Consider the following 18,780-nt stretch of genomic DNA (forward strand, 5'->3'; position numbering starts at 1 on the left):
ACCTCAGGTTCTCCTGCGGGGAGGGGGAGTCGAGAACCGTTGTATCAGGGGGAGGGCTACGACATGGTTACGACGACTGGCCCAGTTCCTTCTTGACGACCTTGCCGGTCTGGTTGCGGGGCAGCTCGTCGAGGAACTCGACGTCGCGCGGGGACGCGAAGCGGGCGAGGTGGTTCTTGACGTGGTCGCGGACCTCGTCGGCGGTGATCGACGCACCGTTCTCGAGCACCAGGTAGGCCGCCAGGCGCTGGCCGTACTCGTCGTCGTCGACGCCGATGACGGCGGCCTCCTTGACGCCGTCCATGTCGCCCAGCAGGCCCTCGACCTCGCCGGCGTGGATGTTCTCGCCGCCGGAGACGATCATGTCGTCGGCGCGGCCGGAGATGAACAGCAGCCCGTCGTCGTCGTAGTGCCCCAGGTCGCCGGTGCCGAGCATGCCGTCGACGACCTCGGTCTCGCCGCGACCGCCGGTGTAGCCGGTGAAGAGCATGTCGTTCCCGACGAAGATCCGACCGGTCTCGCCCGCAGGGAGCTCCTGGTCGTCGTCGCCGAGGATCTTGACGTCGGTGCCGGCCGGCGGCCGACCCGCCGTCCCGGGCTCCTGGCGCAGCTCCTCGGGCTTCGCGATCGAGGCCCACGAGACCTCGGTGGAGCCGTAGAGCATGTAGAGCTTCTCGCCGAAGGTGTCGAGGAACTCGGTGACCTTGTGCGGCGGCATCGCCGAGCCGGTCGCGGTCACGGTCTTGAGCGCCGAGGTGTCGTAGCGGGCGATCACGTCGTCGCCCAGCTCGAGGATGCGCTGCAGCATCACGGGCACGGCGAACATGGACGTGCAGCGGTGGATCGCGAGCTGGCGCAGCGCGTCCTCCGGGTCGAACTTGCGGCGCAGCACCAGCGTGGAGCCCATGAGCGAGCCGATCTGGAACGCCGCGAAGCCCCACGTGTGGAACAGCGGCGCGGACACGAGCGCGGGCTCCCGGGCGGTCAGCGGGATGCGCGACAGGATCGCGTTGACCGGGCCGATGCCGTTGGGGGAGGGGCGCTCGGCGCCCTTCGGGGTCCCCGTGGTGCCCGAGGTCAGCACGATCGTCTTGCCCGTCGGCGGCTTCGTCGGCAGTTCCTTCGAGCCGTCGACCGCGATGAGGCCCTCGAGGGTGTCGTCGCCCCAGCAGCCCGAGCCCTCGTCCTGCCAGGCGCCGATGCGGGTGATGCTCTCCGGCACCTCGTCGAGCCGGTCGGCGAGGTCGGAGTCGACGACGATGCTCGTCAGCTCCTGCTCCTCGGCGACGGCCTTCATCTGGCCGGCCGACAGGCCGGTGTTCATGAGGACGACGTCGGCGCCGATCTTGGACGTCGCGATGATCGTCTCGATCGGTCCGCGGTGGTTGCGGCAGAGCACCGCGACCTTGCTGCCGGGGCCGACGCCGCGGTCGGCCAGGGCGCGCGCGAGCCGGTTGGTGCGCTCGTGGAGCTCGCCGTAGGTGAGCGTGCCGCGGTCGTCGATGAGGGCGACCTGCTTCGGGTGCCGCCACGCGCCGATGGTGTAGGCGGTGGTCGGCGTGAAGCCGTAGCGGTAGAGCGCGACCGGGAACTTCACCACCCGATGGGGCGCGATCGGGGCGACGACCCCGGCTCCGATCAGGAGGCGGACCCCCGTCGCGAGCTCGGTCGGGGTTCCGAACGGCGTCCTCACCAGTGCACTCCAGGGAGAAGTCGGGCAAAGGCCTGGGCCCCGCGCGAGAGGGGACCGGCCTGCAGGGCACGGTCCTCGCCGGGGGTCAACGCATCACTACCCTCGCGGGCCGCCCGTGATTCCGGGAACACGCGATAGGCGACGTGCATGACGACGTCCACGATCCGCGGGGTCAGCGCGGCCGAGACCGCGCCGAGCGTGCCGAGCGCGGTGCCGACGTGCTTGGGGCGGTCGATCAGGGCGCGGACGACCATGTCGGCCGCCTCGCCCGGGCTCAGGGTCGGGAACGCGTCGTAGATCTTCGTGGGCGCGATCATGTCGGTGCGCACCAGCGGCATGTGGACGGTCGTGAACGTGACGCCGTCCCCGATCACCTCGGTGGCGACGATCCGGGCCCAGGCGTCCAACGCCGCCTTGGACGCCACGTAGGCCGAGAACCGGGGCGGCCCGGTCTGGACGCCGATCGACGAGATGTCGACGATGTGGCCGAAGCGCCGCTCGATCATGTGCGGCAGCAGGGCCATCGTCAGGCGGATCGCGCCGAAGTAGTTGATCGCCATCGTGCGCTCGAAGTCGTGGAACCGGTCGAGCTCGAGCTTCACCGACCGGCGGATCGAGCGGCCGGCGTTGTTCACCAGCATGTCGATGCCGGTGTCCGGGCCCGCGTGGTCGGCGAGCATCGACTTCACCGTGGCGTCGACGGACTCGGCGTCGGTGATGTCGCAGGTGTAGGTGTGGGCCTGGCCGCCCTCGCGCTCGATCTCGAGGCGGACCTCGTCGAGCTCCTCCTGCCGTCGGGCGACGAGCAGCGGCACGCCGCCGTTGCGCGCGACGCGGATGGCGGTCTCCCGGCCGATCCCGCTCGACGCGCCGGTGATGACGACCCGCCGTCCGAGCAGCGGCGGCCCGGGTCGCGGACGGCGCGCCCGGTTCGGGTCGAGGTGCTCGCGCCAGTAGCGCACCAGCGCCGGGGCATAGTCGGCGAACTCCGGGGGCGTGAAGCCGTCGAGGGCCTGGACGGTCTCCTCGGCGGCGTAGACGCACGGGAACGTCAGGTGCGGCAGCACCTCCGGCGGCACGTCGAACTCCGCGAGTGCGATGTCGCGGGTCGATCCGCCCGCCCCCGTCTCGGCCGCCGCGCCCGCGGCCCGCGTCAGCGCCTTCCCGACGGCGGGTGGGAGCACCGGGACGAGCTTCGGTGCGCCCAGCGGCCCGGCGAGCCCGTTGTAGATCTCGGAGAGCGGCTGGGGCCGCGGGTTGACGAGGTGGAACGCGCGACCGTCGAGGCCGGTCGTGTGCACGAGCCGGACCATGGCGTCGGCGACGTAGTCGACCGGCACGATGTTCGTGGCACCCAGCTCGGGGGCGGGCACCCGCAGGAACCCGGGCAGCCGGCCGAGGGCGCTGATCGCGCCCATGAGGTAGTACGGGCCGTCGATCTTGTCCATCTCGCCGGTGCGCGAGTCGCCGACCACGATCGCGGGCCGGTACACCCGCCACGGGATCGTCGACTCCTCGCGGACGATCTTCTCCGCCGCGAACTTCGTCGCGTGGTACGGGTTGCCGAACTCCTGGCCGAGGTCGAAGTCGTCCTCGGTGAACACGCCCTCGTGCTCCCCGGCGACCGCGACGCTCGAGACGTGGTGGAAGCACCGCGCGCCGATCTCGGCGGCGAGCGCCACGACGTTGCGCGTGCCGTCGACGTTCGCGGAGCGGTTGGCCTGCTCGTCCGCGGTGACGTCGTAGATCGCGCCGAGGTGCAGCACCTCGTCGACCTGGCCGGCGAGGTCGTTCACGGCGTCGTCGTCGAGCCCGAGCCGCTCCTTGGTCAGGTCACCGGTGACGGGGACGAGTCGGTCGGCGCCGTCGAGGTCCCGGGTCCGGCGCTTGAGCTTCTGCACCGAGCCCGACCGGACCAGTGCGTACACCGCCTCGCAGTCCTCGCGCTCCAGCAGACGGGCGAGCACGGCGCGCCCGAGGAACCCGGTACCGCCGGTAACGAGATAGCGCATGGCGGAGGATCGTGGCACGAGACACTCTCGCGCGCTACAGGGAGTGAACCGGTCGTCGCCCGCGGGACACCGTCGAGCGGCTCGCCGGCCGGTCCGGAGCAACCCCGTGCACGATCCGTCCGGCCCTCAGCGGTCCCCGTCGGCCATCTTCTCGACGTGGTCCTCGGCGTCCGCGTCCTTCGCGACCGCCTCGACCCGCTCCGTGGTCTGGTCGTCGCTGCTGCGCTCCGGGTCGAGTCCGGTGAGCTCCTCCTCGGTGCCCTCGTACTCGTTCACGTACTGCTGCTCGAGGTCCGCGGCGCGCTGCGAGGGGTCGGTCATGGGTGCGGATTGTGGTTCCCGACGACGGGTGGCGCAGGTCGGGTGATCGGGTTGCTGTCGGTGGCCGAGCCGGGTCCCCCGCCGCCGCCCGTCCTCGGCCCTGTGGAGACGTAGCGAATCCGGACGGTCAGGCCTCGGAGCCGCTACCTCTCGGAGCCGGCCTCACCCGTCGTCGGCGAAAGCACCCGTCGGGGCTCGCAGCGGAACCGCCGGACGGGGTAGGCAGGCACCGTGGTCGACCTCGCCAACCTCCCGCCCGAGCAGGTCCGGGCCCTGCGCCGGGCGCCCGACGCCGGGTTCCGCACGCCGATGCTCGCGTCGCTGTCGAAGCCGACCGACCCGCCGCCGCCCCGGGAGGGCTGGTCGTTCGAGCGGAAGCTCGACGGGGTGCGGGTGATCGCCACGCGGGAGCGCGGGGAACGGCCGCGGCTGTGGAGCCGGAACCGGAAGTCGGCCGACGCGAGCTACCCGGAGGTGGTGGACGCGCTCGACGCGGCGGGCCCGGACCGGTTCGTGCTGGACGGGGAGATCGTCGCGGCGGACGGGCGGTTCGGGTCGCTGCAGGCGCGGATGCACCTGTCGGACCCGCGGCGGGCCCGGGCGACGGGGGTGGCGGTCGAGTGCCACCTGTTCGACCTGCTCGTGCTCGACGACCTCGACGTGACCCGCCTCCCGCTCGCGACCCGACGCGCGCTGCTGGAGACGGTGGTGCGGCCGGACCCACCGGTGGTCACGGTCTCGGAACAGCTCGACGGTGACCCCCTCGAGCTCCGCGACGCCGCCTGCGCGGACGGGTGGGAGGGGCTCATCGCGAAGCGCCTCGACGCCCCGTACACCACCGGGCGCAGCCACGACTGGCGCAAGCTCAAGTGCGTCCGCGACCAGGAGTTCGTCATCGGCGGGTGGACCGACCCGGCGGGTTCGCGCAGCGTCCTCGGCGCCCTGCTCGTCGGGTATCACCGCGACGGGGTGCTGCGGTACGCCGGGAAGGTCGGGACCGGGTTCGACGACGCGACGTTGAAGCTGCTGCGCGCCCGGCTCGACCCGCTGGCCTCCGACGTCGACCCCTTCTCCGACGCGCCCCGCGAGCGCGGTCGGCACTGGGTGCGCCCGGAGCTGGTGTGCCAGGTCGGGTTCGGCGAGTGGACCTCCGACGGCCGCCTGCGTCACCCCCGCTACCAGGGGCTGCGCGACGACAAGGACGCGCGCGAGGTGGTGCGGGAGACGTAGAGGCGAGGTGCGCTGCGCGCAGGTGAGCACTATTCCGTGCCGGAGCACGGAATAGTGCTCACCTGGGCGGAGCCCACCTCTAGGGGTGGCGCGCGTACGCGTCCATCACGCAGTAGACGAAGTAGGCGGCGAAGCCCAGCCCCGCGATCACGAAGACGGCCGCGCCGAGGGTGTGGGCGGCCATCGTGCGCAGGGCCACGTCGACGCCGCCGATGGCGTCGGGGTCGTCGTTGATCGCGGCACCCGTCGTCAGGATGCCGACGACGCCGAAGGTGACGGCGCGCGTCAGGTTCCCGACCGAGCCGGTGATCATCGTCAGCCGCCACCGGTAGCCGTGGAGCTTCGCCGCGACGAAGTCGCCCATGAACGTGGCACGGACCCCGGTGTAGGTCATGGAGAAGAACATCCCGACCGCGATGAGCCCGGCGATGCCCACCGCCCACCGGCCGCCCGGGTAGGTGAACACCTCCCGGACGGTCTCCTGGAAGGCGTTGCGGCGGCCCTGCAGGCGGGTCGCGAACTCGGCCGCGAGGTAGGCGACGGACAGCACGCCGAGCGCCTTGGCCGCGGCGCCGAGCCGTTTCCGCCACCGCTCCTCGGGGCTCGCCCAGCAGAAGCCGACGGCGGCCGCGCGGAGCTGCCAGAACGCGAACGCGACCAGGGCGACCGCGGCGGCCGCGAGCAGCCAGCGGCCGAAGAACCCGCCGCCGGCGGCGACCAGCGCCACCGCGCCGCGCGGGTCGGCGTGGCCGCCGTCCTCGCCGTGCGCCGACCGCGGCCCGAGGGCGGCGATGCGGATGGCGAGCACGGCGATCCCGAGGTGGACCAGGCCGTAGGCGACGAGGCCGACGCGGCCGATCGCCTCGATCCAGGCGGGCGCGTCGCGCGCGTCCTCGGAGCCCGATCGATCGAGCACGGTCCCGTCGCCCACGCAGGAGGAGGGCACGATGCTCATGACGTCAGTGGTACCCCTGGATCTCCGGGCTGTCCCTGTGACATCGCTGTGAGCTGTGGCATGACCACCCGAAGGGCGTCGTCCACCCCGACGGCGAGCAGGGCCGGGTCGGGGTCGTCGGCGAAGCGCTCGCCCCGGCGGACGGTCGGATCGGTGAGGGTCACGTGCCGCCGGTCGCCCGGAGGCGGGCCCCACTGCTCGGGTCCGACCGGTCCGAAGAGGGTCACCGAGGGCGTGCCGTAGGCGGTCGCCACGTGCGCGATGCCCGTGTCCCCGGCGATCACGAGGCGGGCGTGCGCCGCCAGCCGGCACAGCTCGCCGATCGACGTCCGCCCCGCGAGGTCCCGGCCCGGGACGGCACCGGTCAGGTCCCGTTCCCCGGGGCCGCCGGTCACGACGACGTCGTGCCCGGCGTCGGCCACCGCCCGCGCCACCGCGGCGAACCGCTCCACCGGCCACCGCTTCGCGCCGAAGGCCGCACCGGGGTGGATCACGACGGCTCCGTTCCCGACGGCAGGTGGGGGCGGTTCGGGCAGGCGGAGGTCGTCCGCGGCGGCGGCCGCCTGGTCGGGGGTGACCAGTCCGCACGCGGCGAGCAGGTCGCACCAGCGGCGGCGCTCGGGACGGGTCGGGTCGTCGGTCCAGGGCGGCCCGTCCCAGCCGGGCGCGGCGTGACCGATCCGGACGGCCGGTCGGTCCCCGGCGAGGGCGTCCAGCCGGGCGTGGCTCTGCGGGCCCTGCCCGTGCAGGTTCACGAGCGTGAGTGGCGCGCCGCCGACGTCCGGCGTCAGCCGTGGGCCACCGCTGACGTCCGGTGTTGGCCGTGGGCCACCGCTGACGTCCGGCGCCGACCCGCGGCCGGGATCGTCGGCACCGTCGGGAAGCACCGGGAACCCCGGCACGTCCCGCACCCACGCCGGCCCGTGCAGCACGAACCGCCGTCCGGGCAGGGCGCGGCGCAGCAGCCGCAGGGCGGGCACGGCGACGAGCAGGTCGCCGAGCCCGAGGTCCCGCAGGACGTGCACCGTCAGCGGGCGTTCTCCCCGAGACCGTCGCGCAGCTGCATGAGCGTGCGGGCGAGCAGCCGGGACACGTGCATCTGCGAGATGCCGACCTCGGCCGCGATCTGCGACTGCGTCATGTTCTTGAAGAACCGCAGCATGATGATCGTGCGCTCGCGCTGGGGGAGCGCGGCGAGCAGCGGTGCGAGCGACTGCTGGTACTCGACCTTCTCCAGGGCCGCGTCGGCCTCGCCGAGCAGGTCGGAGACGGTGCCCGAGTCGGGGTCGTCGACGAGCATCTCGTCCAGCGAGCCCGAGCGGTACGCGTTGGACGCCTCGAGCGCCTCGAGGACGTCCTCCTTCGGCAGGCTGAGGTGCTCGGCGAGCTCCGCGGCCGTCGGCGCGCGACCCAGCGTCTGGGACATCTGGCCCATCGCCGAGGACAACGTGACGTTGAGGTCCTTGAGCCGGCGCGGGACGCGCATCGACCAGGCCTGGTCGCGGAAGTGCCGGCGGACCTCGCCGGTGATCGTCGGCACCGCGTAGGACAGGAAGTCGGTGCCGCGCTCCGGGTCGTACCGGTCGACGGCGTTGATGAGCCCGAGCGTGGCGACCTGCTCGAGGTCCTCCTCGGGCTCGCCGCGACGCGAGAACCGTCGGGCGATGTGCTGGGCGACCGGCAGATGACCACGCACCAGCTCGTCGCGCAGCCGCAGCCGTTGCGGCGACCCGGGCGGCAGCGAGGCGTGCTCGGCCAGCTTGGGCATCAGGTGGTCGTACTCGCCGCGGGAGCCCTTGCGCTCCCGCCGTTCGGGCTGGGCGGCCGGCGCGGTCCCGGTGTCGCTCGCCGTCACGAAAGCACGGTCCCGAGGCGCCGGACCGAGAGCCGCAGGGTGAGCCGGAAGGGGTCGCCGTTCCGGTCACCGGTCGCCGAGAGCATGCGGACATCGTCGGCCAGCGTCGTGAGGACGCGCCATCCGAAGGAGTCCGTCGGCAGCCGCTCCGGGCCGAACGTCGAGACCGTGGCGGTCACCGTCATGCGCTCCTCGTCGAGGATGAACGTGCAGGTCAACTTCGTGTCGGGCCGGGCCAGGGAGACCAGGCTCGAGCAGGCCTCGTCGACGGCCATCCGGAGGTCCGCCACAGCATCGAGCGTGAACTCGGCGCGCGCAGCCAGATCGGCCGCCACCGTGCGCATCGTCACGACCGCCCGCGGCGTCGCCGGGACCCGGACCTCGACGTCCTCGGGAGGCTCCTCGAGATCGGGCGGAATCGCATCGGGCCGTGCCACGAGCACCTCCTCGTCCTGACCACCACGTCGGTCCCCGGTGCTCCGCGGGGGCCCGGCGGGACCGCGTGGGCCCCGCGGCGCGGGCCGCACCCCCCGCCATCCCGGTCGCGGGTCGTGTACCCGAGGCCTCCTCCCACAAACCGGGCGACACCGTGCACGGTCCGGTCGGGCGTGGTCTGCTCCCCGCCGTGCGCGAGCCCGTGACCGCCCCGAGGGCCGTCCTGTTCGACCGCGACGGCACCCTCGTGCACGACGTGCCCTACAACGGCGACCCCGACCTCGTCGCCCCCGTCGACACCGCCCGCGCCGCCCTCGACCGGCTGCGCGCCGCCGGGCTCGGCACGGGGGTGGTGAGCAACCAGTCCGGGATCGCCCGCGGCGTGCTCACCACCGCGCAGGTCGACGCGGTCAACGCCCGGGTCGAGGAGCTGCTCGGCCCGATCGGCGTCTGGGCCTGGTGCCCGCACGGTCCCGACGACGGATGCGCCTGCCGCAAGCCCGCCCCCGGGCTGGTCCTCGACGCTGCCCGTCGGCTCGGGGTGGCGCCCGGGGAGTGCGCGGTCGTCGGGGACATCGGCGCCGACGTCGGGGCGGCGGCCGCGGCCGGGGCGCGCTCGGTGCTCGTCCCGACGCCCGTCACCCGGCGGGAGGAGATCGACGCGGCCCCGCTCGTGGCCCGCGACCTGCTGCACGCCCTCGACCTGCTCGGGTGCCCCTGATGCGGGTGCTGGCGGTCCGTCTGGACTCCGACGGGGACGTCCTGCTGACCGGGCCCGCCGTCCGGGCGATCGCGGCGCGCGCGGACTCCGTCGTCGCCGTCGTCGGGCCCAAGGGGCGCCAGGCGGCCGCCATGCTGCCCGGGGTCGACGAGGTCGTGGTGTGGCACTGCAGCTGGGTGGACGCTGACGCCCCGCCCGTGACGGCCCGGGAGATCGCCACGACGGTGGAGCGCCTCGCCGCCCTCGGCGCCGACGAGGCGGTCGTCTTCACCTCCTTCCACCAGTCCCCGTTGCCGACCGCGCTCGTGCTGCGGATGGCCGGCGTCACGCGGATCACGGCCGCGTCCGTCGACTTCCCCGGCGACCTGCTCGACGTCCGCCTGCGCCCGGGCGACCCGGCCCTCGACCCGACGACCGACCTCGACGACGACCTCCCGGAACCCGAACGCGCGCTCGCCGTCGCCGCCCGCGCCGGGTTCCCCCCGCCCGACGACCGGCGGTTGCGGGTCCGCGAGCCGGGCGCGTCCCCGGTGACCGGCCGTTACGTCGTGCTGCACCCGGGCGCGTCCGTGCCCGCGCGCGCGTGGCCCGCCCACCGGTGCGCGGCGGCGGTCACGGCCCTCGCGGCGGCCGGGTGGCGCGTCGTGGTCACCGGCTCGCCGGCCGAGATCGCGCTCACCGCCGCGGTCGCGGGCACCGACGGGACCGACCTCGGCGGGGCGACGAGCTTCACCGAGCTCGCGGCCGTGCTGCGGGACGCGGCGGCCGTCGTGGTCGGCAACACCGGGCCCGCCCATCTCGCGGCCGCCGTGGGCACGCCGGTGGTGTCGCTGTTCGCCCCCGTGGTGCCGGCGTGGCGCTGGGCGCCCTACGGCGTCCCCCACGTGCTGCTGGGCGACCAGGACGCCCCGTGTCGCGGCACGCGGGCCCGGATCTGCCCGGTCCCGGGCCATCCCTGCCTCGGTTCGGTCGGGCCCGATGAGGTGGTGCGGGCGGTGTCGTCGCTGGTCAGGGGTAGTTGCCCTGCCGATGGTCACGCGGAGTAGTAGTTTCCCGGCACGCGTTTACCACGTCGAAGCCGAAGGGATTCCTCGCCGGTGACCTCCCGCCCCGCCACGTTGCCGTCCCTGACGGTGCTGCACTGGCACGTGCACGGCTCGTGGTCCACCGCCTTCGTCCAGGGACGGCACCGCTACCTGCTGCCGACCCTGCCCGAACGCGGCCCCTGGGGCGGAGGCCGTCCGGCCGCCTGGACCTGGCCCGATGCTGCCGAGGAGTGCTCACCGGCCGATCTCGCCGCCCGCGCGGACGAGATCGACGCCGTGGTGCTGCAGCGCCCCGAGGAGATCGACCTGGTGGAGCGCTGGACCGGACGCCGGCCCGGCGTCGATCTCCCGGCGGTGTGGCTCGAGCACAACACCCCGCGCGGCGACGCCCCGGCCACCCGGCATCCGGTTGCGGAGCGTGACGACATCCCGGTCGTGCACGTGACGCACTTCAACGCCCTCATGTGGGACTGCGGCCGCGCCCCGGTCCGGGTCGTCGAGCACGGCGTGCTCGACCCGGGCCACCGGTACACCGGCGAGCTCGACCGCGCCGCCGTCGTCGTGAACGAGCCGGTGCGCCGCAACCGCGTCACCGGCACCGACCTGCTCGCCGGGTTCGCCGACACCATCGGCCTCGACGTGTTCGGCATCGGTACCGAGCGGCTGCCCGAGGCCGTCGACCACCCGGACGTGCGGGTGGTGGGCGACCTCCCGCAGCATCGGATGCACGCCGAGCTGGCGAGCCGCCGGGTCTACCTGCACCCGATCCGCTGGACCTCCCTCGGCCTCGCGCTCATCGAATCGATGATGCTGGGGCTGCCCGTCGTCGGACTGGCCACCGCCGAGGCCGCCGTGTCCGTCCCGTCCGACGCCGGTGTCGTGGCGACCGACCTCTCCGTCCTGCACGACGCCCTGCGCACCTACCGCGCCGACCCCGATCTCGCCCGGGCCCACGGCACCCGGGCCCGCGAGATCGCCACCCGCCGGTTCGCCGTGAGCCGGTTCCTCGACGACTGGGACGACGTGCTCGCCGAGACCGTCGCCGACCGGTCCTGCACGTCAGCCCGCAGCGGATTCGACGCCGCGCTCCCGCTGTAACGCCCGGTCGGGCCAGTGCCGGCCCGGCCCCGACCCGCACGACCGTCACACGGACGCCGACCTGAGCCCACGGTCGCCGTCCGGAACCCCCTCGATCGTCGTGCGCTCCTGCGCGCCCCTGCGTCCCGCCCGTGACCGGGCGGCGTGGTCCGGCGTGCGCGCGCACCCCAGGAGGACACCGCCATGCGCATCGCCATGGTCTCCGAGCACGCGAGCCCGCTCGCCGTGCGCACCGACGGAGCCGGCCACGGCCGGCTCGGCAGCGTCGACGCCGGCGGGCAGAACGTCCACGTGCACGCCCTGGCCGAGGCGCTCGCCCGCGTCGGTCACGAGGTCGTCGTGCACACCCGGCGCACGGATCCGCACACCCCGGACCAGGTCCGCCTGCCCTCCGGCGTCGTGGTCGACCACGTGCCCGCCGGTCCGGCGGTCGAGCTCGGCAAGGACGATCTGCTCGAGCACATGGACGCCTTCGGGGCGGTCCTCCGACGGCGCTGGTCGGCACCCTGGGGCGAGCGCGGCGACGGGGGAGCGGGCGGGCGGCCCGACGTCGCGCACGCGCACTTCTGGATGTCCGGCCTCGCCGCCCTCGACGCCGGACGCGCCCTGGGCGTCCCGGTCGTGCAGACCTTCCACGCCCTCGGCTCGGTGAAGCGCCGACACCAGGGCGCCGCCGACACCAGCCCCCCGTCCCGGGTCGCGCTGGAGTCCGACCTCGGCGCCCAGGTCGACCGCGTCGTCGCCACCTGCGCCGACGAGGTCCGCGAGCTCGTGGCGCTCGGCGTGCCCGTCACGAACGTCGACGTCGTCCCCTGCGGCGTCGACGTCCGCCGCTTCGCCGTTCCGGACGACGGGTCCCGCCGGCCCGGGCCGCCGCGCGTGCTCACCGTCTCCCGGCTCGTGCCCCGCAAGGGCGTGGACACCGCGATCCGCGCCCTCGCCCGGGTCCCGGGCCCCGCGGAGCTCGTCGTGGCCGGCGGCCCGGAGGGCACCGAGCTGGCGGGTGACCCCGAGGTCGCGCGGCTGCGGGCGCTCGCCGCCGACGAGGGGGTCGCCCACCGCGTCCGTTTCGTCGGCCGGGTCGGACCTGCCGCGGTCCCGGAGCTGATGGGCGACGCGGACATCGTCGTCCAGCTGCCCGCCTACGAACCGTTCGGCCTCGTGCCACTCGAGGCGATGGCCAGTGGGCGTCCCGTGGTGGCCGCGGAGGTCGGCGGCCTCGCCGACACCGTCGTCGACGGCGTCACCGGGCTGCACGTCCCGCCCGGCGACCCCGACGCCGCGGGCCGGGCCATCGCCTCCCTGCTCGCCGACCCCGCGGCCCGGACCCGCCTCGGGCGGGCCGGCCGCGCCCGGGTGATGGAGCACTACGCCTGGGACCGCGTGGCCGCCGCGACCGTGGCCGTCTACCGCGACGTGCTCGACGGCCCCGCGCGCGCAGCCGCTGCCGAGCCCGCCGTCGCCGACCTGACGGGAGTGCGCTCGTGAGCACCGTCCCCGCCACCCCGACCACACGCACCGGCGCCGGTCCGGACCCGCAGCTCGTCGTCGGCCGTCACCTCGACGGCCTCGCGACGACGCTGGCGGCGATCCGGTCCCACGCCCCGGTCCTCGCGGCCTGGGGCACCGAGCTCGCCGCGCGGCTCTCGGCCGGACGACGACTGCTCGCCGCCGGCAACGGGGGCAGCGCCGCCGAGGCCCAGCACCTCACCGCCGAGCTCGTCGGCCGCTACCGCGGCGAACGCGAACCACTCTCGGCGCTCGCCCTGCACGCCGACACCTCGACGATCACCGCGCTCGGCAACGACTACGGCTTCGTCGAGATCTACGCCCGGCAGGTCCGCGCGCACGGTCGCCCCGGCGACGTGCTGATCCTGCTCTCCACCAGCGGCCGCAGCGAGAACCTCCTCGCGGCCGCCGAGGTGGCGCGCGCGCTCGGCGTCACCGTCTGGTCGATCACCGGACCCGCCCCGAACCCGCTGGCGCAGGCCAGCGACGAGGCGATCTGCCTGCCCGGCGTCACGCCGTCGGTGCAGGAGGCGCACCTCGTCGCGGTGCACCTGCTCTGCGAGATGGTCGACTCCGCGCTGGGGAGGTCGGTGGCATGAGCCTGCGGCCCCTGGTCGTCATCGGTGACGCCCTGCTCGACGTGGACGTCGACGGGTCGGCGACCCGTCTGTGCCCCGACGCCCCCGTCCCGGTCCTCGACGCCGACGCCGAGCGGCCCCGCCCGGGGGGCGCCGCCCTCGCCGCGCTGCTCGCAGCGCTCTCCTCCGGCCGACCGGTCCGGCTGGTCGCGCCCCTGGGTGACGACGACGGGTCGGCCCGCCTCCGCGAGCTGCTCGCGGGCACGGTCGAGGTCGTCGGGCTCCCGACGACGGGCGAGGTGCCGCGCAAGACGCGCATGCTCGCCGGCGACCGGCCGCTGCTGCGCCTCGACACCGGTGGCCTCGGTACCGGGCCGTGGGACCTCGACCCGGTCTCCGACGCCCTGGCCGACGCCGGCGCGGTGCTGGTCGCCGACTACGGCCGCGGGGTCACCGCCGACCCGGCCCTGCGCGACCTGCTGACCGCGACCGCCCGGCGGCTGCCGCTCGTGTGGGACCCGCACCCCAAGGGCGCCGACCCGGTGCCCGGCGCCGTGCTCGTGTCGCCCAACCTGGCCGAGGCCGGGGCCGCGGGAGCCCCCGACTGGCTCCCGGCGGCGTCCCGCGCGGCCGCCGACCTGCGCGTGCGGTGGGACGTCGAGGCCGTCGTGGTGACGGCGGGGTCGCACGGGGCGCTGCTCCGCTCGGCGGCCGGCAACGCCGTCGTCCCCGCCACCCCCGTGACCGGCGGCGACCCGTGCGGTGCCGGTGACCGGTTCGCCGCGGCCGCCGCCCTCGCGCTCGCCGCCGGTGCCGCCCCCGACGAGGCGGTGTCGGCGGCCGTCGGCGCGGCCGGCGCGTTCGTCGCCGGTGGGGGAGCGGGCGCCGTCCGCCGCACCGAGGGCACGTGGTCCCACCCCGGGGTCGGTCGCCCGCCCCTCCCGACCGAAGGGTCCCGTCGCTCGAATAGATGGGCCGACGGCGCCCCTCGCTCGTCGACCTCCGCCGACCCCGATCCGACCGAAGGGCACCGTCGGTCGGATAGATGGGCCGAGGGCGCCCTTCACCAGTACGGGGTGCGGCCCGGCGACGCCGACGCGGCCGTCGCCCTGGCCGAGGCGACCCGCCGTCGGGAAGGACGCGTCGTCGCCACCGGCGGCTGCTTCGACCTCCTGCACGCCGGGCACGCGCGCACCCTCGCGGCGGCGCGGGCGCTCGGCGACGTACTGATCGTCTGCCTCAACTCCGACGACTCGGTGGGTCGGCTCAAGGGCCCGGAGCGCCCGATCGTGGGCCAGGCGGACCGCGCCGAACTGCTCGCGGCCCTCGCCTGCGTCGACGCCGTCGCGGTGTTCGACGAGGACGACCCGCAGGCCCTCATCGCCCGCCTGCGACCCGACGTCTGGGTCAAGGGCGGCGACTACGCGGCGGACGACCTCCCCGAGGCGCCCCTGGTCCGTTCCTGGGGCGGCGAGGTCGTCGCCGTCCCCTACCACGCCGGCCGCTCGTCGACCCGGCTGCTCGCCGCCGCCAACCGGACGGTCGAGCTCCGCTCCGCCCCGTCTCCCGCCGAACCGGTCGAGCTCCGCTCCGCTCCGTCTCCCGCCGATCCGGTCGAGCTCCGCTCCGCTCCGTCTCCCGCCGATCCGGTCGAGCTCCGCTCCGCTCCGTCTCCCGCCGATCCGGTCGAGCTCCGCTCCGCTCCGTCTCCCGCGACCCCTGGAGGAACCCCCGCATGACGAACCCCGGCACCGTCCTCATCACGGGCGGCTCGTCCGGCCTCGGCGCCGCCGTGGCCGACGCCGTCGCACAGGCCGGCGGCACCCCCGTCGTCCTCGACCTCAAGGCCCCCGACGCCGGGTACGCCTTCGTCGAGGTCGACCTCGCCGACCCGACCGCCGCCCAGTCCGCGGTGACCCGCGCGATCGACGAGCACGGGGGGCTCGACGGCGTCGTCACCGCCGCCGGCATCGACCGGTGCGGCCGCATCGTCGACGTCGAGTGGGCGGAGTGGGAGCGGGTCGTCGCGGTCAACCTGCTCGGCACCGCGGCCGTGGTCCGCGCCGCCCTGCCCAGCCTGGAGGAGCGCCACGGCACCGTCGTCACCGTGTCCTCGACCCTCGGGATCAAGGCCGTCTCCGACGCCAGCGCCTACTGCGCCTCCAAGTTCGGCGTCGTCGGCTTCACCCGCGCGATCGCCGCGGAGTGGGCGGGCAAGGTCGGCGTCACCCTGCTCGTGCCCGGCGGGATGTGGACCCACTTCTTCGACGACCGCCCCGAGCAGTACAAGCCCGGCCCCGACGCGCAGCTCAACGACCCGGCCCAGACGGCGGAGGCGGTGCTGTTCGCGCTGACCCGCCCGCCGGGCAGCGAGGTGCGCGAGCTGCTCGTGGCCGCGTCCGGGGAGTCGTCCTACCCGTGATCCGAACCGTCATCGTCCACCGCGGCCCGCGCGCTGGCGACGTCCTCGTGCAGGGCGAGCACGCGGTCCAGACCCGTGATCCGCAGCGGTCGGCGCACCGTCCGGGCGCGCGAGGCGAGCAGCAGCGGGACCCCGCGGCGGCGCAGGTCCTCGGTGACCTCGAGCAGCAGCGTCATGCCGGCCGAGGCCAGCAGGGCGACCTGCTCGAGGTCCAGCACCACGGCGCGCGCCCCGGCGGCGGCCTCGTCGACCCCGGCGCGCACGGCCGCGGTCGCGGCGGCGTCCACGTCACCGACGATGGCGACCACGACGACGCCGTCGGTCGCATCACGCAGCGCGACCTCGACGGTGCCCGGGTCGTGCACTGCGCCTCCTGTGGCACGGACGAGTTCCGGGCAGCCGGCAACCGGCGGGGGACTCGCGGAGTTCGTCGGGGGTCACCAGGGGCAGGCTGCTCGACCCCACGGCTGCGTCGGCCGAACCCTAGCGAGGACTCCCGGTACCGGCCACGCGTCCAGGCCCCCACCCTGTCCGAGCGGAGGGCCCCGTGTCGCTGACGCCACTCGATCGCGCCCCACTGGCGGCCGACCTGCCCCGTCGGCTGGCCGAGGCGGCGCCGCGCGTCGTCGTCGTGGGCGACGCCGTGCTCGACTGCTGGATGACCGGCCCCAGCCGTCGGCTCTCCCGCGAGGCCCCCGTCCCCGTCGTCGAGATCGACCGCACGCGCTGCGCTCCGGGCGGCGCCGCCAACACCGCGGTCAACCTCGCGGCCCTCGGCGCGCGGGTCGCGCTGGTCTCGGTCGTGGGTGACGACGACGACGGGCGCACGTTGCGCCGCCTGCTCGCCGAGGCGGGGGTGGACACCTCCGGCGTGGTCGTCGCCCCCGGGCGGCCCACGGCCGCGAAGCGTCGGATCGTCGCCGACGACGCGATGGTCGCCCGGTACGACACCGTGCCCCCGGCCGACGCGGTCGCCGGGCTGACCGCCGCCCTCGACACGGCCCTGGCCGTGCGGCCCGACGCCACCGTGGTGTGCGACTACGCCGCGGGCGCGCTCGACGACGACGCCGTCGCCGCGGTCGCGGCCCGCCGCGACCGGCTCGGGCTGCTCGTCGTCGACGCCCACGCCGTCGCGCGCTGGGAGCCGACCGCACCCGACGTCGTGACCCCGAACGCCGGGGAGGCGGCCACCCTGCTCGGGCGCCCCCTGCGCGGACCGGACCGGGCGGCGGCCGCCGAGGCCGCCGCCGGCGAGCTGCGACGGCGGTCCGGAGCGGCCGCCGTCGTGGCGACCCTCGACCGCGACGGGGCCGTGCTGCTCGCCGACGACCTCCCCGCCCACCGGACGTGGGCGCGGCCCGCGCCGGAGAGCCGGGCGTGCGGCGCGGGCGACTCCTTCACCGCGGCCCTCACGCTCGCGCTCGCCGCCGGGACACCCGCGCCGACCGCGGTGGAGCTCGCCCAGGCCGCGGCCGACGTCGTCGTCGGGCGGGCCCGCACCGCCGTGTGCTCGACGGCGGACCTCGTCGCACGCGTCGGGGCGTCCGGTGGATCGCTGTCGACCCCGGAACAGGTCGCCGCGTTCGTCGCCGAGCACCGGGCCGAGGGTCGGCGGATCGTGTTCACCAACGGCTGCTTCGACGTGGTGCACCGCGGCCACGTGGCCTACCTCAACCAGGCGAAGCGGCTCGGCGACGTCCTCGTCGTCGCGCTCAACGCCGACGAGAGCGTGGCCCGGCTCAAGGGTCCGGAACGTCCGCTGAACCCGCTCGCCGACCGCGCGGCCGTGATCGGGGCGCTCTCCTGCGTCGACCACGTCGTCGGGTTCGCGGCGGACACGCCGGTCGAGCTGCTGGAGGCACTGCGCCCGGACGTGTACGCCAAGGGCGGCGACTACACGCCGGACATGCTGCCGGAGACCCCGACGGTCACCGCCTACGGCGGCCACGTCGCGATCCTGGACTACCTGCCGGACCGGTCGACGTCGCTCATCGTGGAACGGATCCGGTCCCGTGGCTGACCCGACGAGCGAGCTCCCCTCCGCTCCGTCTCCGGAGCTGGACGTCCTGATCCCGACCAGGGACCGCCCGGTCGAGTTCGCGACGACGTTGGCCGGGCTGGCCGCCCAGTCCGGTCCCTCGTTCCGGCTGGTCGTCTCCGACCAGTCCGACGACGAGCCGTCGTTCGACACGCCGGCCGCGGCGACCCTGGTCCGGGCGCTGCGGTTCCGGGGCGTCGAGGTGGAGCTGCTGCGGCACCTGCCCCGGCGGGGGATCACCGAGCAGCGGGCGTTCCTGCTGTCGCGGTCCACGGCGCCCGCCGTGCTGTTCCTCGACGACGACGTGTGGCTCGAGCCGGGCGTGCTCGCCCGGCTGCACACCGCCCTGCAGACGTTGGGGTGCGGGATGGTGGCCGCCGCGATGCAGGGGCTCTCCCACCTCGACGACGACCGCCCGCACGAGCGCGTCACCTACGAGCGGTGGGAGCCCGGCCCCGAGCGGATCGAGAAGGAGTCGGCCGCGTGGCAGCGCTGGCGGCTCGGCAACGCGGCGAACGGGATGCACCTGGCGTTCGCCGAGGGCCTGGACGCGCCCGGCGCGGCCGTGCCCGACCCGTCGTCGTGGTCGGCGTACCGCATCGCGTGGGCAGCGGGCTGCGTCCTGTTCGACCGGGCCGCGCTGCTCGACGCCGGTGGCTTCGACTTCTGGCGCGAGGTCCCCGAGGACGCGCACGGCGAGGACGTGCTGGCGCAGCAGCGGGTCATGGCCCGCTCCGGCGCGGCGGGCATCCTGCCCAGCGGGGCGTATCACCAGGAGTCCGCGACGACCCTGCCCGACCGGGGCTCGTCGGCGGTGGATCTCCTCCCCCTCTGACGTGGCAGGACGTCGTTGCTGTCACCCGGTGA

At 75.1% G+C, this 18,780-nt stretch carries 18 protein-coding genes; 10 read left to right on the top strand and 8 right to left on the bottom strand.

Going from position 1 to position 18,780, the window contains the following annotated elements; translation table 11 throughout:
* Window positions 1–67: 67 nt before the first annotated feature.
* From QSK00_RS28025 to QSK00_RS28035, 3 genes are all read right to left on the bottom strand, one after another.
* Window positions 68–1,693 (bottom strand): AMP-binding protein, encoded by a 1,626-nt coding sequence (locus tag QSK00_RS28025; RefSeq protein ID WP_285596356.1) that lies wholly within the window; start codon window positions 1,691–1,693, stop codon window positions 68–70.
* Window positions 1,690–3,705: an SDR family oxidoreductase gene (locus QSK00_RS28030; protein ID WP_285596358.1), complete on the bottom strand. Its 2,016-nt coding sequence runs from the start codon at window positions 3,703–3,705 to the stop codon at window positions 1,690–1,692. Before QSK00_RS28030 ends, QSK00_RS28025 begins: the two co-directional genes overlap by 4 nt.
* A 126-nt stretch (window positions 3,706–3,831) precedes the next feature.
* A complete protein-coding gene (locus QSK00_RS28035; protein WP_285596360.1) occupies window positions 3,832–4,026 on the bottom strand; it encodes a hypothetical protein in 195 nt (64 codons plus the stop codon).
* A 231-nt stretch (window positions 4,027–4,257) separates the two neighbouring features.
* Here QSK00_RS28035 and ligD point away from each other — a divergent pair, with 231 nt between their 5' ends.
* Window positions 4,258–5,256, top strand: coding sequence for a non-homologous end-joining DNA ligase (ligD, locus tag QSK00_RS28040; protein WP_285596361.1), 999 nt, complete (start codon window positions 4,258–4,260; stop codon window positions 5,254–5,256).
* 79 nt (window positions 5,257–5,335) lie between these two features.
* Here ligD and QSK00_RS28045 read toward each other — a convergent pair whose 3' ends face one another.
* From QSK00_RS28045 to QSK00_RS28060, 4 genes are read right to left on the bottom strand one after another with little or no spacing between them, the layout of a single operon-like run.
* Entirely contained in the window at window positions 5,336–6,211 is an 876-nt protein-coding gene (locus QSK00_RS28045; protein ID WP_285596363.1) for a DUF1206 domain-containing protein, read from the bottom strand.
* Entirely contained in the window at window positions 6,208–7,236 is a 1,029-nt protein-coding gene (locus tag QSK00_RS28050; RefSeq protein ID WP_285596366.1) for a glycosyltransferase family 9 protein, read from the bottom strand. Before QSK00_RS28050 ends, QSK00_RS28045 begins: the two co-directional genes overlap by 4 nt.
* Before the next feature lie 2 nt (window positions 7,237–7,238).
* Complete coding sequence (locus QSK00_RS28055) at window positions 7,239–8,066, bottom strand: SigB/SigF/SigG family RNA polymerase sigma factor (RefSeq protein ID WP_502872089.1); 828 nt, start codon at window positions 8,064–8,066, stop codon at window positions 7,239–7,241.
* Window positions 8,063–8,503 (bottom strand): ATP-binding protein, encoded by a 441-nt coding sequence (locus tag QSK00_RS28060; RefSeq protein ID WP_285596368.1) that lies wholly within the window; start codon window positions 8,501–8,503, stop codon window positions 8,063–8,065. Before QSK00_RS28060 ends, QSK00_RS28055 begins: the two co-directional genes overlap by 4 nt.
* A 188-nt stretch (window positions 8,504–8,691) precedes the next feature.
* On the opposite strand from QSK00_RS28060, the gene QSK00_RS28065 reads away from it, so the two are divergent.
* The 7 genes from QSK00_RS28065 (at window position 8,692) to QSK00_RS28095 (ending at window position 15,875) form a co-directional block, all read left to right on the top strand.
* Window positions 8,692–9,222: a D-glycero-alpha-D-manno-heptose-1,7-bisphosphate 7-phosphatase gene (locus QSK00_RS28065; protein WP_502872090.1), complete on the top strand. Its 531-nt coding sequence runs from the start codon at window positions 8,692–8,694 to the stop codon at window positions 9,220–9,222.
* The gene (locus QSK00_RS28070; RefSeq protein WP_285596370.1) at window positions 9,222–10,268 is read left to right on the top strand and encodes a glycosyltransferase family 9 protein; all 1,047 of its coding nucleotides are present in this window, start codon (window positions 9,222–9,224) and stop codon (window positions 10,266–10,268) included. The genes QSK00_RS28065 and QSK00_RS28070 overlap by 1 nt, the downstream gene beginning before the upstream one ends.
* Window positions 10,269–10,319: 51 nt before the next feature.
* On the top strand, window positions 10,320–11,366 hold the full coding sequence (locus tag QSK00_RS28075; RefSeq protein ID WP_285596372.1) for a glycosyltransferase: 1,047 nt from the start codon (window positions 10,320–10,322) through the stop codon (window positions 11,364–11,366).
* A gap of 183 nt (window positions 11,367–11,549) precedes the next feature.
* Entirely contained in the window at window positions 11,550–12,854 is a 1,305-nt protein-coding gene (locus QSK00_RS28080; RefSeq protein ID WP_285596374.1) for a glycosyltransferase, read from the top strand.
* Complete coding sequence (locus QSK00_RS28085; protein ID WP_502872091.1) at window positions 12,851–13,474, top strand: D-sedoheptulose-7-phosphate isomerase; 624 nt, start codon at window positions 12,851–12,853, stop codon at window positions 13,472–13,474. The genes QSK00_RS28080 and QSK00_RS28085 overlap by 4 nt, the downstream gene beginning before the upstream one ends.
* Window positions 13,471–15,192 carry a D-glycero-beta-D-manno-heptose 1-phosphate adenylyltransferase gene (gene rfaE2, locus QSK00_RS28090; protein ID WP_285596376.1) on the top strand — a complete coding sequence of 574 codons (1,722 nt, stop codon included), beginning with the start codon at window positions 13,471–13,473 and terminating at the stop codon, window positions 15,190–15,192. Before QSK00_RS28085 ends, rfaE2 (QSK00_RS28090) begins: the two co-directional genes overlap by 4 nt.
* On the top strand, window positions 15,189–15,875 hold the full coding sequence (locus QSK00_RS28095) for an SDR family oxidoreductase (protein ID WP_285596378.1): 687 nt from the start codon (window positions 15,189–15,191) through the stop codon (window positions 15,873–15,875). Before rfaE2 (QSK00_RS28090) ends, QSK00_RS28095 begins: the two co-directional genes overlap by 4 nt.
* Here the strand turns inward: QSK00_RS28095 and QSK00_RS28100 are convergent.
* Window positions 15,866–16,240, bottom strand: coding sequence for an STAS domain-containing protein (locus tag QSK00_RS28100; protein ID WP_285596379.1), 375 nt, complete (start codon window positions 16,238–16,240; stop codon window positions 15,866–15,868). The two genes, QSK00_RS28095 and QSK00_RS28100, sit on opposite strands and share 10 nt — an antisense overlap.
* Before the next feature lie 182 nt (window positions 16,241–16,422).
* Between QSK00_RS28100 and rfaE2 (QSK00_RS28105) the strand changes: the two genes are divergently transcribed.
* Window positions 16,423–17,895 (top strand): D-glycero-beta-D-manno-heptose 1-phosphate adenylyltransferase, encoded by a 1,473-nt coding sequence (gene rfaE2 / locus QSK00_RS28105; protein ID WP_285596381.1) that lies wholly within the window; start codon window positions 16,423–16,425, stop codon window positions 17,893–17,895.
* Window positions 17,888–18,748, top strand: a complete 861-nt coding sequence (locus QSK00_RS28110; protein ID WP_285596383.1) for a glycosyltransferase family 2 protein — start codon at window positions 17,888–17,890, stop codon at window positions 18,746–18,748. The genes rfaE2 (QSK00_RS28105) and QSK00_RS28110 overlap by 8 nt, the downstream gene beginning before the upstream one ends.
* Window positions 18,749–18,780: the final 32 nt, after the last annotated feature.

Origin of the sequence: Actinomycetospora sp. NBRC 106378 (assembly GCF_030269685.1) — a bacterium.
GTDB lineage: Bacteria > Actinomycetota > Actinomycetes > Mycobacteriales > Pseudonocardiaceae > Actinomycetospora.